Raw genomic sequence first — 15,119 nt, 5'->3', positions numbered from 1 at the left:
ATGTACTCATGTGACTGTATCGTTTAGCCTATACCGTATTCAGTACAGCTTAAAGTTAACCATGAGGTCGCTAAGCTGTTTGATTTATAAACACCACTATTGCCAACCTTCATGCCTTGAGGCTTAAGCTGATTGCTAAGCAAATAAAATGCTGGTAAATGAATATGCTAGGATAGAGTTAGTCCTTCATGGGGGCTAAGGGGGGGAAGCGAGGCTTTATCATTGTCGATTTGGCCTCTTAGATTTTTGTGGTAAAACTTTTTGGGTTATTATCCATTGGTGATAAATCCATTTAAGGACAGATTGAGTATGCAAAAGGTTATTATTAAATTTTTTAAAGATCGAAATATTGTCGATAGTTTTTTAAATGGAATGTTCTGGTGCAATACTCCTGAATTTTACCGCCAAGAAGAAGCCGCTGGTGTCAGTGACATAAATGAATCCTGCTCTCATTCGTATAGGTCATCTCGCGATGGGCAAGGGGCGACTTTAGAAGTAAACGGTGTTCACTTAGCTGAAATTACAGATTCAACAATGTACTCAGACTCTCAAAAAGATCGTTGGCTGCATAGTTGGTTTGAATTGTCCTCACCGTCAAATGATAGCGAGTATATAAACGTAGTACAGGATATTAATCGAATGCGAAAAGAGTTCGGTAAGCTATATCTTGTAATACTAGAAAAAGATTTTGATCGTTTTTTAAATAGGGTTAAGTCAGTAACAGAACTCAATGCTGAATATAAAAAAGTGAGCTATTCTGACAATAGGTTTGACTGGGATTGCACCTGTAAAAGCACTGCTTATGCGTATCAAAGAGAGTTTAGGTTCTTAGTAGGTAATTGTACCCCTAAGGAAGTACAGCCCCAGAAGCTAATTTATGAAGGGGGTTTTAGGGATATCATCTCTGATTGTCCGCCAATTTTTATACATGACGAAAATACGGGCGAATTACTTTTGGAGCTAACATCCGATTCATGCAAAACTTCGTTAATAACCTAATGATAGCGAGTGATACCACATGAATTTTTAATGCTAATCACTAGTTTACCAATAACTCATTCACATGGTGCCACTATCTTATAAACCAGTTTGCACAGCTATTACCTTCAGGCAATCAGCTTCGTGAATCTTCTCGACATATTGCCACAGCTCATCCTTGTTCTTGTATTTACTGTAAAGATTATACGTTAAGGATAGCTGTTTGTGTCCTGCTAGCTTCGTAGCTATTTCTTCAGGACAGCCTATCTGCTCCAGTGCCGTAGCAAAGTGACCCCTAAACGAGTGCAAGCCAGTCTTGTAGCCTTCAACTTTGTCAAAGCCCTTAGTTAACTTGCCAAACTTAGAAGAGATACTGTTAACTGCTTCGTTAGCGCCAATAGCAGCATTACCAATCTCAGGAAACAGCCAAGGTGAACCAGCAGCTTTACTTATAGCATCCTTAACCAAGGGCTGAATAGTAGGGCACACAGGTACAATACGCTGTGCGTTAACTGTTTTACCTTCTCTTACTTCAAAGAATAAACGACCACCAACTTCAACGAACTGCTCGGTCTTAGCCAGCGCAAGCTCACTAAGTCTTGTGCCTAAGAATGGCAATAGCCTTGGCAGCATGTGCATTGCATAAGGGTAAGCCCATGTAGGCGTATTTAGCTTATCGTACTCTGTACTTGAAAGTATTTTAGCTAACTCAGAGTCAGTGAAGTTACGGTAGTGCAGGGGCTTACTTTTCTTCTTGCTAGCTTCAACCTTAGTGTTCAGCCATGGGTTTTCTCCTGTGGCCTTTTCACGTGTTAAAGCCCAGCGCCATAGCTCTTGAAGTTTAGACTTGTAGTGAGTGACAGTGTTTGACGATTTCCCAGCTGCTAATAACGCATCAATAAATAACTGAGCTTGTCCTGAGCTTACGTTAGATGGTAACTCGTCACGGCCTAAGAAGGCTATGAGTGCCTTAACGTATGTAGCCATAGCCGACACGTACTTAGCGTTCTTCTTATCCTCAGCAAAGGCAGTCCATTCTTCAGCTATTTCTGTAATAGTTGGTTGGAACTGTTCAGGTATCTCGCCAGACATTGCAGCTCTCCATGCAGCGTGTACAGCTGGGTTAGTTTTGTCTTCAGGTTTCTCAATGATAACTTCAAGGTCAGCTTCTTCCATTGGATGATAATCAGCATCTTTAACTACTTCACCTTCACGCTCTAGTCGTTCTTTTCTCCATGACGGGTAGTAAGAGTAAAACTTGGCTTTGTCGCTATTATCTCCACGCTTAGTGTTAGCTAACTCCATGTCAATGTCAGCATTTATAGAGTTACGTTTTAGGATTGCTTCGTGGTAGCTGTGAGTGCTTAGGGTGTACTGGATATAGTTAGACTCATATTTGTCTTTGAGTAATACAGGAGTCTTTCTACGATACATCCATAAGCCAGATGATGCTCTTTTTAGATACTTCTTATCCATTGCCATAACCATTGTTAAAATCAGGAACAATTGAAACTAAAAGTGACCCAGAAGGTGACCCAGAAAGTGACCTAGCGGTGTTATTTAGTTCGTTAATTTATGGATATTTTTAGAGGAAAACGCTTGAAAGTCAAGCCTATAAGGGGGTGTGGAAGAATGGTCGGTATGGAGAGATTCGAACTCTCGACCCCTGCCACCCCATGACAGTGCGCTACCAAGCTGCGCCACATACCGACTTTGTATGCAATAGTACGTGTATTTTTTTAAAAATCAATAAGCGATTGTTTGTTTGGATGTTTATTACGCAAGAGGCATAAAATAGCTCTCTTGCGGTGTATTAATTGGCTAGTCTTTATTTAACCACTTTTTGATCGAGTCATACATCTCATCTCGTATTAATGGCTGGGCTTTTTTGTTAGGGTGTAAACTATCGTTTTGCATTAGATCAGATTGGCTGGCAATATCTAGCATAAAAAAGTTCATTAAATGCGCATTTGTTTCTTTGCTAACGTCTGTAAAAGTGTCTGTAAACATTTTGCTATAACGCGGACCGTAATTAGGGGGAATGTAAATCTCCATTAAGGCGGTCATCGCATTAGCTGCTTGGCTTTTTTGAATAAGAGACGTTAAGTTAGCTTGCATTTTTTTAACTGGGAAACCACGTAAACCGTCATTAGCACCTAGCTCAATAAGTACATGAGTGGGTTCGTATTGCTCAAGCAATGCATCTAAACGACGTAGGGCGCCTCCAGATGTTTCGCCACTAATACTGGCGTTGATAAGTTCTATGTCGGTTTGTTCGTCATCGTATTTATCTTGTAACAATTTTACCCAGCCTTCTTCTTGTTGAAGTCCGTAGGCTGCACTTAAACTGTCACCGAGTATTAAAATCGTGTTGTTGGCTGCTGCACTCAGCGGATTGATAACTAAAAATAAAATGAATACTAAACGAAGGATTGAATGAGTCATATGTCAGCGCTTTCTCAATTAAATATAATTCAAGTTAATGGTTTGTCTAAAGTAGTCTCTACCTTTGAAGGTGAGCTACCCATCCTCAGCGACATCAGCTTTAATGTCAAGCATGGCGAGTCTGTTGCTATTGTTGGCACGTCGGGCTCTGGTAAATCAACGTTACTCAGTTTATTAGCAGGGCTTGATACAGCAAGCAGCGGTGAAATATTTTTAGATGGCGAGCCATTACACAATTTAGATGAAGAAGAGCGTGCTGCACTGCGCGCGGCTAAAATTGGATTTGTGTTCCAGTCATTTATGTTAGTACAAAGCTTAACGGCACTTGAAAACGTTATGTTACCTGCAGAGCTTGCTGGCGAAAGTGATGCGAAAGAGCAAGCAATTGCTTTGCTTGAAAAAGTAGGTTTGAGCCATCGAATTGATCATTACCCGTCGCAACTCTCTGGCGGTGAGCAACAACGTGTTGCTATTGCGCGAGCATTTATTGGTACACCTAAAATACTGTTTGCTGATGAGCCTTCGGCTAACTTAGACAGCAAAAACGGTAAAATGATTGAATCCTTATTATTTGATTTAAACACTCAACATGGCACTACGCTTATTTTAGTTACTCACGATGAAGGGCTTGCACAAAAATGTGAGCATATTATTCAAATAGAAGCGGGTTTACTGGTAAAAAGCGAAGTAGAGGACGTTGCCGATGTGGGTTAAGTTAGCGCTTAAGTTATTTTCGCGAGAATTTCGCCGTGGTGAGTTAACCGTTATAAGCGCGGCTATCGCACTTGCTGTGTTAACCGTGCTTACACTGTCGATGGTTACTGAGCGAATAGGGCAAAGTATTGCACAAAAAAGCAGTGCTTTTATTGCTGCAGATCGCGTTCTTGCCAGTGATCATGTGCTTGATACGGCCTTTATTACTCAAGCACAAAGCCAAAATTTAAAAACGGCACAAATGGTGTATTTCGACACTATGTTATTTGCCAATGACGAAATGCAGTTTAGCTCAGTAAAAGCAGCGTCTAATGCGTATCCGCTCAAAGGGCAGTTAAAAGTTAAAGATACCCTAACGGGTGAGACTAAAGTTGCCAGTAGCGGTCCAGCGCCTGGTAATGTGTGGCTAAGTGAGTCGGTATTTTACAGTTTAAATATTGATATAGGTGCGCAAGTAGAACTTGGCGCTGCATTATTTAATGTTTCAAAGGTTATTGTAGAAGAGCCCGATGCGCCATTTAATGTATTTTCAAGCAGTCGTCGTGTGCTTATTAATATTGACGATGTGGCAAAAACTGAAGTTGTGCAACCGGGTAGCCGGGTTTATTACCGCCAACTTTATGCTGGTAGTGAGGCTGACATAAATAGCTTTTATGAGTGGCTTAAACCACAAATAAAAGAAAACCAGCAATGGTACGGCGTTAAAGACCGCCAATCACCTATTTCAAACAGCTTAAACCGCGCAGAGAGCTTTTTATTACTTGCCGGCCTATTAGGTATTATTTTAGCCGCAGTGGCTATAGCCGTTTCAGCAAAACGTTATTGTGAACGCCAATACGATCCAGTAGCGATGATGAAAACGCTAGGCGGTAGCCGCTCAATGATCCGCAAAATATACATGCTTCATTTATTGCTTGTATGTGCAATGGCGGTAAGTATTGGGCTGTTAATTGGTTATGGCTTGCAAGAAATAGCAACAAGTTACTTATCAAAAAGTATGGGCACAGAGCTACCTTTAGGTGGCTTTAAACCTTGGCTGGTGGCTATAAGCACTGGCGTAATTTGTGCTGTTATGTTTTCTATTAAACCGTTGTTTGATTTATTTGATATTCCACCGCTTAGAGTGCTACGTCGCAACTTAGGCGACAAGTTAGCAGTAAGCCGTGTGCATTTAGGCATGAGTGCGCTAACCGTGTTTTTATTAATGTGGTTATTTAGTAACAACATAAAAATAACGCTTATTTTGTTTGCCTCAACACTTGCGCTAATTGGTGTGTTGTTTTTAGTATCTAAATTAATATTTGGTGGCGGCCGAAAGCTTGGCTTAAAACCGGGTAATAGTTGGTCGCTTGCAATTGCGTCTATTCAAAAACGTGCAAACGTAAATGCAGTGCAGTTAATTAGCTTTTCGTTAGCGATTAAATTACTGCTGTTTTTAGTGGTACTTAAAAACGATATGATATCTGATTGGCAGTCGCAACTACCAAACGATGCGCCTAATGCATTTTTAGTTAATATAACGCAAAATGAGCTTGGGCCAATTAATGAATATTTGGCACAAAAAGATATTCAGGTATCGGAGTTTTATCCAACTATTCGTGGGCGCGTAAATGCGGTAAACGGCGAGTTGGTTGCGCGTTCTGTATCGCTGCAAGACAACGAGAAAAAAGACGAAGAAGCACGTGCAGGTATTGGCCGTGAGCTAAACCTTACATGGCTTAAAGATGTACCAGATCAAAACGAAGTAACACAAGGCGCGTGGTTTGGTGAAAATGCAACAGCCGAAGCCTCAGTAGAGGAGTCGATGCTTGAGCGTTTAGATGTTGAGATAGGCGATACGCTTACATTTTTAATTGGTTCGCAGTCGTTCGACGCTAAAATCACCAGTGTGCGCAAAGTTAATTGGGCCACGCTTAAACCTAACTTTTTTATTATTTTAAGCCCAGATGTACTTGCAGATTTTCCGGCAACGTATATTTCGTCGGTACGTATAAACCCAGAACAAAAGCGTGATTTTAGCCAGTTATTGCGTACTTACCCTACTATTACAGCGATTGATATTGATAACTTTGTTAAGCAAATACAAACAACTATTTCGCAAGTATCACTCGCCATTGGCTTTGTACTTGCAATTGTTGTGCTGTGTGGTGCGCTTGTACTTATATCGCAAGTGCAAGCTAGTTTAGGTGAGCGTATGCAAGAAATTGTAATACTGCGAACACTTGGCGCTAAAAGCCGATTAATTAAAAACGCGACCTTGTACGAGTTTTTATTACTCGGCGGTTTAGCTGGCTTAGTTGCTGCATTTTTTAGTGATATAGCGCTTTTAATTGTGCAGCAACAAATGTTTGATTTAGCAGGTAAGTTACATCCGCATATATGGATTATTGGTCCGGTAGCTGGCGGTGTATTTGTGGCTGGTTTAGGCTATTTAATGATTGCCCGAACACTTAAACAAAATACCCAAGGATTAGTGCGTGCCCTAGGGTAAGCTTAAACTAACATGCTCCTTCAAATGCCCACCTAACACGTGGGCATTTTTGTTTTTCTTTGTACTGGTAATTTATACAGTGCTCTGGCATTATTAGCGTAATTTAAAAATAATAACAATGGAGTGCTGTTTGGCCATTATTTTAGGGATCGATCCTGGTTCACGTTTGACCGGATATGGCGTTGTTGCCCACCAAGGTTCTAAATTTACATACTTAGGCAGTGGTTGTATTAAGTTAGCCGATCATCCTTTTCCGGTTAGGCTTAAAATGATCTATCAAGGCATTACACAGCTTATTGAGCAGTTTTCGCCAGAAACCTTTGCCATTGAAAAAGTATTTATGGCGCATAACCCCGATTCTGCTTTAAAGCTTGGCCAAGCTAGAGGCGCTGCTATTGTTGGCGCTGCAATGGCCGACTTGCCCGTATTTGAATATTCAGCTAGGCAAATTAAGCAAGCAGTAGTAGGTAACGGTGGCGCTGATAAAACTCAAGTGCAACACATGGTAAAAAATATTTTAAAACTACCAGGTACGCCACAGGCCGATGCAGCTGATGCACTTGCTATTGCGATTTGCCACGCTCACTCAGAACAAAATTTAATTAAACTAGCGGGTAGCGCAAGCAAAATCGTTAGAGGACGTTTAAGGAAATAACTATGATAGGCCGCTTAAATGGTATTTTAGTCGAAAAACAGCCACCAGAAATATTACTCGAAGTAAGTGGTGTCGGTTACGAAGTACAAATGCCAATGACCTGTTTTTACGATTTACCAAAAATTGGTGAAAACGCGATTGTTTACACCCACTTTGTAGTGCGTGAAGATGCTCAGCTATTATTTGGTTTTAATAATAAAGTAGAACGCGCCTTGTTTAGAGAGCTATTAAAAGCAAATGGCGTTGGGCCAAAACTTGGCTTAGCTATTTTATCGGGCATGTCGGCAAAGCAATTTGTAAGCTGTGTAAATAACGAAGACTCAACGTCGCTTGTTAAATTACCGGGTGTAGGTAAAAAAACAGCAGAGCGTTTAGTACTCGAAATGAAAGACAGATTAAAAGATTGGGGTAATGATTTATTTACGCCATTTAGCGACAGCGCAGTAATAGAGCCAATGAGCGATGCGACAATAGCTAATAACGCAGCCGATGATGCCGTATCGGCACTGCTTGCATTAGGTTATAAATTGCCACAAGCCCAAAAAGCAGTAAAATCGATAAGCAAACCCGATATGTCTACTGAGGTTCTTATTAGAGAATCTTTAAAATCAATGTTGTGAGTAACCCATGATTGAAGCGGATCGCTTAATTGATGCGACTGAAAAAACAAATGAAGACTCTATAGATCGTGCAATAAGGCCTAAACTTTTAGCCGACTACAGAGGCCAGCCTCATGTTAAGCAGCAAATGGAAATTTTTATTGAAGCTGCCCGAACCCGTGGTGAAGCGCTCGATCATTTATTAATATTTGGCCCACCAGGGCTTGGTAAAACCACGCTTGCAAATATCGTTGCTAACGAATTACACGTAAGTATTAAAACAACATCCGGCCCTGTACTTGAAAAAGCAGGCGATTTAGCTGCGTTACTTACTAATTTAGAAGAAGGCGATGTACTGTTTATCGATGAAATACACAGGCTAAGCCCGCAAGTTGAAGAAATACTGTATCCAGCAATGGAAGACTACCAGCTTGATATAATGATTGGTGAAGGCCCAGCTGCGCGTTCTATTAAATTAGACTTACCTGCATTTACGCTTATTGGTGCCACTACGCGAGCAGGCTCACTTACATCGCCACTACGTGACCGTTTTGGTATTGTGCAGCGATTAGAGTTTTATTCTGTAGAAGATTTGTCGCACATAGTAGGGCGCTCTGCACATTATCTTGGTTTAGAAATGTGTGACGACGGCGCAACCGAAATTGCACAACGCTCGCGCGGTACACCACGTATTGCAAACCGTTTATTACGCCGTGTACGCGATTACACACAGGTAAAATCTGACGGTACAGTAAATGCCGAAGTAGCTAAGCAAGCGCTTGATATGATTGACGTAGATAAAAGTGGTTTTGATTATATGGATCGCAAATATTTACTCGCCATAATTGAAAAATTCATGGGCGGCCCAGTAGGACTCGACAATGTAGCTGCAGCTATTGGTGAAGAGCGTGAAACAATAGAAGATGTAATAGAGCCGTTTTTAATTCAGCAAGGATTTATTCAGCGTACTCCGCGTGGTCGAATCGTGTCTGACAGTGCATATCATCACTTTGGTTTACTTCCTAAAAAAGACTAGCCTCATCATATACATTACTTGCTGTGGTTTATTGCGCAGCAGGTAATTGACTTAGTATACCTTTCTTTCAAATATTTATACGGCTGGTATTTTACCCAAAACCTCAGCACACTGTTGCAAATGTTATTTCAAAATACTTATACGCTTCATAGTTAACTGTTAATTCACAGGGCGTTAAGACTCGCGAAGCTATCCTGCGTACCATTCAAACTAGTAACCGAATTACTTATTGTAAAATAGGTAGGGCAATTATTAGTTTATAAATAATACCAATCTGCTTATATATGGGGTCTACTTAACGTTAAGAAAATTACGCTAGAACTAGGCAAAAGTTTTTGTATCTAGTTGTTCTAAATAAAAAATTTTTAACGACGTTATAGTGCAATTTAATTCGTTAAATTGATCAAAGATTTATGCAGGTTGGTATAAAATATGTAGCGCACCAAATTGCAGGCAAAAAAAAGCCCGCAAAAAATGCGGGCAAACAACAAGTTGAAGGAAGTAATCCAGGGAACTACGTTTTACTGAATTTGGTTTTATCCAGAAAGAGTAAAACAATGTAATACGATAAAATATCCTATTACTAAGAACTTGGCTTAATGAAACTATCTCATTCAGTGCGCTAGTTCGGTATGGGAGAATAATACGTAAGATCACCTTTTTATTCAAACTAGAAAATTTGTATTTTCAGATTAGAAAAACTAATTCGGTGAATTTTATTGTTGTTTGAATCTTGCGCGTTAATTAATCGTTAAATTTATAAGTTAATGAAATTTATGGCTTAAGTTATTTCTTTTGATGTGGCTCGGTATTAGTTTTACTGTTACGTGAAGGTAAGGCTTATAGGTTTTGAGTGTTTATGCTCTTATTTTGAATAAACGGCGCATTTTATGACGTTTTACTTATATATTTACGCATATTTATAGTTAGCGAGTTTATTTAAAAGATTAAATAAAATACTGAGGCAAAGGGAAATGCCAACTAAAGCTGTTTTTTAACGTTTTTTGTTGCCTATTCATAGCAATACCGTTGTCAGCTTGAAATGGACTAGATACACTAGATGCAACTTTTGACCGTATAAACGGTCATATTTACACAAATTAACCAATTTGCCGTATTTTGAAATTACTTAGGAGTTTAACGTGGGATCAGGGCTTAATTTTTTAGACCTAATTTTAGAAGCAAGCTTGCTTGTTCAGTTAGTGATGTTAGGGCTAGTTGCCATGTCTGTAATGTCGTGGACAATTATATTTCAGCGTAAAAAAGCAATATCAGATGCACTATCAAATGCTAAGAAATTTGAGCAAAAATTTTGGTCTGGTATTGATCTAAGTAAATTGTATAACGAAATATCGTCACGCAGCGGTCAGTCTCAAGGTATTGAAGCCTTATTTACTTCAGGCTTTAAAGAGTTTGCTCGTCATAAAAAGAATACATTTCAAAGTGCGAGTATTGTTATGGAAGGGACGCATCGTTCTATGCGTGTTGCGCTTTCTCGTGAAATTGAAAAAATTGAATCTAGCTTATCGTTTTTAGCAACGGTAGGTTCTATTAGTCCGTACATCGGTTTGTTTGGTACAGTTTGGGGTATTATGAATGCCTTTATTGCACTAGGTGAAGTTAAGCAAGCTACATTACAAATGGTAGCACCCGGTATAGCAGAGGCACTTATTGCGACTGCTATGGGTTTATTCGCGGCAATTCCGGCCGTTATTGCTTATAACCGCTTTTCAAACAGTGTTGAAAAGCTTGAGTCTCACTATATTAACTTTATGGAAGAGTTTGCTAATATTTTACACCGTCAAGCAGCTACACAAATAGAGGCACAAGCGAATGTATCAGCGTAAAAAGCGCCGTCCGGTCGCAGAAATTAATGTAGTACCTTACATTGATGTAATGTTGGTATTACTTATTATATTTATGGCAACAGCACCGCTTATTACACACGGTGTAAAAGTTGATTTACCTAAAATGGAAGAGTCTGATTTAGTTGATACTAAAGATACTCCGCCCATTATTGCTTCAATTGATGCAGAGGGTAAATATTATGTAAGCGTAGGTACTGATCCTGAAGAGCCTATGGAAGCACTTGATGTTGCTGCGGTTATAAAATTACAGTTAATGAAAAACCCTGACGTGCCAGTTATGATTAAAGGCTCGGGTAAGGTGTCGTATCAAGAAGTATTATTACTAATGGATTTTTTGAAAAATGCAGGCGTACCATCAGTAGGATTAATGACTGAATCCTTTGAGGGGAAGTAGCTGTATGAATAGTTCAGTAGTAAAATCGATAGTACTTCATTTAGGAATTGGTGGTTTTTTGTATGCGTCTGCAAACATTCATCCGCCAGCACCTAAAGTAATGGAAGTAACGCTTAATTCGGCTATACCTACGCCAGATAAAGCAGTATCAGCCGTTACAGTTGATCAAAAACAAGTTGAGCAAAAAATTGCTGAACTTCAAAAGAAAGAAAAAGATAAAAAAAGTGCTGAAGACAAACGTATCCGCGATTTAGAACGCAGAGCAGCCAATGCACGTAAGCAACGCGAATCTGAATCTAGGCATATTAAAAAGCTAGAGCAAGAACGTAAAGCTAAAGAAAAAGAAACAGCCGAGGCGCAAGCACAAGCTAAAAAAGCACGTGCCATTGAGCAAAAAGAGCGCGCTAAAGCTAAGCAAGCTGAAAAGCAAAAGCAAGAAGCTGAAAGTGCAGCAAAAGCTGCTGCTGATAAGCGTAAAACCGAAGAAGACGCACTTAAAAAAGCAGAAGCTGAACGTAAAAAACGTGAAGAAGAAGCAAAAGAGCGTGCAGCCGAGGCCGAACGTAAACGCCAGCAAGCAATGCAAGAGCAAATGTTACAAGAGCAACTTGCCAAAGAGCAGGCTGCCCGTAGTAAAATACGTCAACAACAAGTGGTAAGCGAAGTTGATAAGTACCGTGCATTAATTATGGCGCGTATTCAGCAAAACTTATTGATTGATGAAAAAATGAAAAACCAACAGTGCCGAGTAAATATTCGTTTAGGTTTTAATGGTTTAGTAACGCAAGTTAAATCATTAGGTGGCGATAAGTTGGTATGTGAAGCTGCATTAAGAGCAGTGCGCATGGCCGACACATTACCGGTATCTAAAGATAAAGACGTATTCGAACAACTTAAGAATATTAATTTAACAATCAAGCCAGAATTTTAAAGGAATGATATGTTCAACAAAATAAAAATAGCCTGTTTAGTTTTACTGTTTGGGTTTGTGGGTGTTGCTAATGCAGCACTTGAAATTGTAATAACTGAGGGTGTAGACGGTGCAAGGCCCATTGCTATAGTACCTTTTAAGTACCAAGGTGTTGGCCCAATCCCTGAAAAATTAAGCAGTGTTATTGCTGCCGATTTAATGCGCAGTGGTAAATTTAAGCCTGTAGATGTAGCGCAAATGCCACAACAGCCAACCAAAGATAGCGAAATTGATTACGCATCTTGGGTTAATAAAGGTGTGGAAGCGATATTAGTGGGCGAAGTTGAGCAGCAAACTGATGGGCGTTACTTAGTGCGTTATGAGTTAGTTGACGTGATCCGCGGCCAAATTACCGGTGGCAACACACAAATGATGAGTAATGGTAAGCTAGTTAAAAGCCAAGATCATATTTTGGAAGCGCGTGAAAGTGTTATTGGTGAAAGTGGTTTTCGCCGTTACTCTCATCGAATCAGTGACGTTATCTATGAAAGATTGACTGGTGAAAAAGGCGCATTTTTAACTAAAATTGCCTATGTAATAGTACGTGATAATGATGATAAGCCTTATCAGTTAGTTGTTGCAGATTATGACGGATTTAATGAGCAAGTATTACTTCGCTCAAAAGAGCCTTTAATGTCGCCAGCGTGGTCACCAGATGGTACTAAGTTAGCGTATGTAACGTTTGAAAACCGTCAAAGCCAAATTTACATTCAAGATATATACACAGGTAAACGCGAAATAATAGCAAGCTACCGTGGTATTAATGGTGCACCGCAGTTTTCGCCAGATGGTAAAAAGCTATTGTTAGTGCTTTCTAAGGACAAGACGGGTGCAACAGAAGTTTACATGCTTGACCTAGCTACACGTAAAGAAACACGCTTAACAAATCACCGTAGCATAGATACTGAGCCATCTTGGCACCCTAATGGTCAAGATATTGTGTTTACATCTGAAAGGGGTGGTAATGCTCAGATTTATAAGTTAAATTTAAAAACTGGTAGGTCACAGCGACTCACCTTTGATGGTGATATGAATCTTGCTGGTTCAATAACACCAGATGGAAAAGAATTAGTGATGGTTAACCGTACCAACGGGCAGTACCATCTTGCTAAGAAAGAGCTGGCTACAGGCGCGTTCCAAGTATTAACGAGAACACGCCTAGATGAATCACCGAGCATAGCGCCAAATGGTTCGATGATTATATATAGCACGCTTCATAATAATAAACAGGTACTTGCGCTAGTATCGATGGACGGCCGCTTTAAGGCACGGTTACCTGTGCTAGACGGACAAGTAAAGGCACCAGCTTGGTCGCCATACTTACAGTAATATTACTGGTTTACTCAAAATAGGAATCTACTCAATGAAACTTAACAAAATACTTAAAGGCCTGCTAATTGCTGTGCCAGTAATGACATTAGCAGCTTGTAGCTCATCTTCAGATATTGATGAAGGTGCTGCAAACCAATCAAATCAAGGCGTTGTTGAGCAATCAACTAACACTGATACGGTTGAAGTTGCTACAATTTCTCCTGAGCAACAAGCAGAAGAACAACTTCGTCAAAAGTACGAAGCACTTCGTCAAGAGCAAGTAATATACTTTGATTTTGATACTGCGACAGTTGAAAGCAAGTACGCAGACTTACTTCGTGCACATGCTGAGTTTTTAGTTCAAAACTCATCAGTTAAAGTACTAATTGAAGGCCATGCAGATGAGCGCGGTACTCCAGAGTACAATATTGCATTAGGTGAGCACCGTGGCCAAGCAGTTGAAAAATACTTATTAAGCTTAGGTGTTTCAGCTAGCCAAATGTCAGTGGTAAGCTACGGTGAAGAGAAGCCAATGGTTAAGTCTCGCACTGAATCAGCTTTCGCTAAAAACCGCCGTGCGGTACTAGTTTACTAAGATAAGAGATATTATGAAGCCGAAAATTATTTTGGCAGCCATGATATTGAGCGGGAGCACCCAGTTAATGGCTGCTCCCGCTCCTGTTTCAGAAGCTGCGAGTTCACAATCAAGTATTGAGAAGCGATTAGCGTCGCTTGAGAATATGATGCAACAGCGTAACTTTTTGCAAGTTGAGTTACAGCAACAGCTTAACTTGTTACAAGACGAAGTAAGCCAAATTCGAGGTGTAACCGAAGAGCAAAGCTACAAGCTTGAAAAAGTACTGCAGCGTCAGCGTGAGTTGTATCAAGAAATTGAAAACCGCGTGAGCCAGGCTTATACACAGCCAGCAGCAGCTCCCGCAACTGATTACACACAACAAAGCAATGCACAGACCTATAGCAGTGACTTATCTGAAAACGAAGCCTATGAGCGCGCTGTTGCGTTAATAATGAAAGATAAACGCTATGACCAAGCGATTCCTGAATTTCAAACGTTTTTAACTACTTATCCAAATTCTGTATATGCGTCTAATGCGCATTATTGGTTAGGGCAGTTGCTTACTATTAAAAATGATGGTGTAAAAGCAGTAGAGCACTTTAAAGTCGTTGTGAACGAATTTCCAAATTCTAATAAACGCCCAGATGCGATGCTAAAGTTAGGCACACTTTTACAAGATCAAGGTTCAGCGGCGCAAGCGCAAAAAATATTGAGCGATCTTATCAATCAATACCCAAGTACAACCGCTGCAAAACTAGCAACTGATCGTTTAGGAAACTAAAGTTCACTAGCGATTAAATTTCTAGTTAGGGCGAGCAAACTACATGGAAACTCTCGAAGAATCTTGGATTTGCATGTAGTTTGAGCACAAACGGTTTAATTTTGTGCATCTAGACATAAAAACTTAAAAAAAGAGACAATTTCGGTTGCACTCATTTTATAAATAAGTATTATAAGCGCCCGCAGCAAACGAATGGTTACCCCACTCGAAATGCGACAAAAAGAGCGGGTTATTAGCTCAGTTGGTAGAGCAGTTGACTTTTAATCAATTGGTCGATGGTTCAAATCCATCATAACCCAC

At 40.0% G+C, this 15,119-nt stretch carries 14 protein-coding genes and 2 tRNA genes; 13 read left to right on the top strand and 3 right to left on the bottom strand.

Features of this window, described 5'->3' with window-relative positions:
- The first annotated feature begins 309 nt into the window (after window positions 1–309).
- Window positions 310–999, top strand: a complete 690-nt coding sequence (locus I6F54_RS11900) for a hypothetical protein (protein WP_197141504.1) — start codon at window positions 310–312, stop codon at window positions 997–999.
- Between the two features lie 78 nt (window positions 1,000–1,077).
- On the opposite strand, the gene I6F54_RS11895 is transcribed toward I6F54_RS11900, so the two are convergent.
- The 3 genes from I6F54_RS11895 to I6F54_RS11885 all read right to left on the bottom strand — a co-directional run bounded on the left by I6F54_RS11895 (window position 1,078) and on the right by I6F54_RS11885 (window position 3,423).
- A complete protein-coding gene (locus tag I6F54_RS11895; RefSeq protein WP_197141502.1) occupies window positions 1,078–2,454 on the bottom strand; it encodes a tyrosine-type recombinase/integrase in 1,377 nt (458 codons plus the stop codon).
- Between the two features lie 157 nt (window positions 2,455–2,611).
- A tRNA-Pro gene (locus I6F54_RS11890) sits at window positions 2,612–2,688 on the bottom strand.
- Between the two features lie 111 nt (window positions 2,689–2,799).
- Window positions 2,800–3,423, bottom strand: a complete 624-nt coding sequence (locus I6F54_RS11885; RefSeq protein WP_197141500.1) for an arylesterase — start codon at window positions 3,421–3,423, stop codon at window positions 2,800–2,802.
- On the opposite strand from I6F54_RS11885, the gene I6F54_RS11880 reads away from it, so the two are divergent.
- The 12 genes from I6F54_RS11880 (at window position 3,424) to I6F54_RS11825 (ending at window position 15,118) form a co-directional block, all read left to right on the top strand.
- On the top strand, window positions 3,424–4,137 hold the full coding sequence (locus I6F54_RS11880) for an ABC transporter ATP-binding protein (RefSeq protein WP_165728877.1): 714 nt from the start codon (window positions 3,424–3,426) through the stop codon (window positions 4,135–4,137).
- The gene (locus I6F54_RS11875; protein ID WP_197141498.1) at window positions 4,127–6,628 is read left to right on the top strand and encodes an ABC transporter permease; all 2,502 of its coding nucleotides are present in this window, start codon (window positions 4,127–4,129) and stop codon (window positions 6,626–6,628) included. Before I6F54_RS11880 ends, I6F54_RS11875 begins: the two co-directional genes overlap by 11 nt.
- 130 nt (window positions 6,629–6,758) lie before the next feature.
- On the top strand, window positions 6,759–7,283 hold the full coding sequence (gene ruvC, locus I6F54_RS11870) for a crossover junction endodeoxyribonuclease RuvC (protein ID WP_024612128.1): 525 nt from the start codon (window positions 6,759–6,761) through the stop codon (window positions 7,281–7,283).
- 2 nt (window positions 7,284–7,285) lie between these two features.
- Window positions 7,286–7,903 (top strand): Holliday junction branch migration protein RuvA, encoded by a 618-nt coding sequence (ruvA, locus tag I6F54_RS11865; RefSeq protein ID WP_002960647.1) that lies wholly within the window; start codon window positions 7,286–7,288, stop codon window positions 7,901–7,903.
- A gap of 7 nt (window positions 7,904–7,910) precedes the next feature.
- Complete coding sequence (gene ruvB, locus I6F54_RS11860; RefSeq protein WP_007580382.1) at window positions 7,911–8,918, top strand: Holliday junction branch migration DNA helicase RuvB; 1,008 nt, start codon at window positions 7,911–7,913, stop codon at window positions 8,916–8,918.
- Between the two features lie 1,142 nt (window positions 8,919–10,060).
- Window positions 10,061–10,765 (top strand): protein TolQ, encoded by a 705-nt coding sequence (gene tolQ / locus I6F54_RS11855; protein ID WP_007580384.1) that lies wholly within the window; start codon window positions 10,061–10,063, stop codon window positions 10,763–10,765.
- Window positions 10,752–11,180 (top strand): protein TolR, encoded by a 429-nt coding sequence (tolR, locus tag I6F54_RS11850; protein ID WP_007580386.1) that lies wholly within the window; start codon window positions 10,752–10,754, stop codon window positions 11,178–11,180. The genes tolQ and tolR overlap by 14 nt, the downstream gene beginning before the upstream one ends.
- 4 nt (window positions 11,181–11,184) lie before the next feature.
- Window positions 11,185–12,111: a cell envelope integrity protein TolA gene (gene tolA, locus I6F54_RS11845; RefSeq protein ID WP_007580388.1), complete on the top strand. Its 927-nt coding sequence runs from the start codon at window positions 11,185–11,187 to the stop codon at window positions 12,109–12,111.
- 9 nt (window positions 12,112–12,120) lie between these two features.
- Window positions 12,121–13,479, top strand: coding sequence for a Tol-Pal system beta propeller repeat protein TolB (gene tolB, locus I6F54_RS11840; RefSeq protein ID WP_101163332.1), 1,359 nt, complete (start codon window positions 12,121–12,123; stop codon window positions 13,477–13,479).
- 34 nt (window positions 13,480–13,513) lie between these two features.
- Window positions 13,514–14,056 carry a peptidoglycan-associated lipoprotein Pal gene (gene pal, locus I6F54_RS11835; RefSeq protein WP_007580392.1) on the top strand — a complete coding sequence of 181 codons (543 nt, stop codon included), beginning with the start codon at window positions 13,514–13,516 and terminating at the stop codon, window positions 14,054–14,056.
- A gap of 13 nt (window positions 14,057–14,069) precedes the next feature.
- Complete coding sequence (ybgF, locus tag I6F54_RS11830; protein WP_024590479.1) at window positions 14,070–14,819, top strand: tol-pal system protein YbgF; 750 nt, start codon at window positions 14,070–14,072, stop codon at window positions 14,817–14,819.
- Between the two features lie 226 nt (window positions 14,820–15,045).
- A tRNA-Lys gene (locus I6F54_RS11825) sits at window positions 15,046–15,118 on the top strand.
- Window position 15,119: the final 1 nt, after the last annotated feature.

The sequence above is a fragment of the Pseudoalteromonas sp. SWXJZ10B genome, from assembly GCF_015864475.1.
Lineage (GTDB): Bacteria > Pseudomonadota > Gammaproteobacteria > Enterobacterales > Alteromonadaceae > Pseudoalteromonas > Pseudoalteromonas arctica.
Note: the sequence above shows the minus strand (reverse complement) of the source record. Positions and strands in the feature narration are given on the sequence as shown.

Coding starts and splice junctions, on each gene's coding strand:
- I6F54_RS11900 (WP_197141504.1), top strand. CDS start 310: ATGCAAAAGGTTATTATTAAATTTTTTAAAGATCGAAATATTGTCGAT.
- I6F54_RS11895 (WP_197141502.1), bottom strand. CDS start 2,454: ATGGATAAGAAGTATCTAAAAAGAGCATCATCTGGCTTATGGATGTAT.
- I6F54_RS11885 (WP_197141500.1), bottom strand. CDS start 3,423: ATGACTCATTCAATCCTTCGTTTAGTATTCATTTTATTTTTAGTTATC.
- I6F54_RS11880 (WP_165728877.1), top strand. CDS start 3,424: ATGTCAGCGCTTTCTCAATTAAATATAATTCAAGTTAATGGTTTGTCT.
- I6F54_RS11875 (WP_197141498.1), top strand. CDS start 4,127: ATGTGGGTTAAGTTAGCGCTTAAGTTATTTTCGCGAGAATTTCGCCGT.
- ruvA (WP_002960647.1), top strand. CDS start 7,286: ATGATAGGCCGCTTAAATGGTATTTTAGTCGAAAAACAGCCACCAGAA.
- ruvB (WP_007580382.1), top strand. CDS start 7,911: ATGATTGAAGCGGATCGCTTAATTGATGCGACTGAAAAAACAAATGAA.
- tolR (WP_007580386.1), top strand. CDS start 10,752: ATGTATCAGCGTAAAAAGCGCCGTCCGGTCGCAGAAATTAATGTAGTA.
- tolA (WP_007580388.1), top strand. CDS start 11,185: ATGAATAGTTCAGTAGTAAAATCGATAGTACTTCATTTAGGAATTGGT.
- tolB (WP_101163332.1), top strand. CDS start 12,121: ATGTTCAACAAAATAAAAATAGCCTGTTTAGTTTTACTGTTTGGGTTT.
- pal (WP_007580392.1), top strand. CDS start 13,514: ATGAAACTTAACAAAATACTTAAAGGCCTGCTAATTGCTGTGCCAGTA.
- ybgF (WP_024590479.1), top strand. CDS start 14,070: ATGAAGCCGAAAATTATTTTGGCAGCCATGATATTGAGCGGGAGCACC.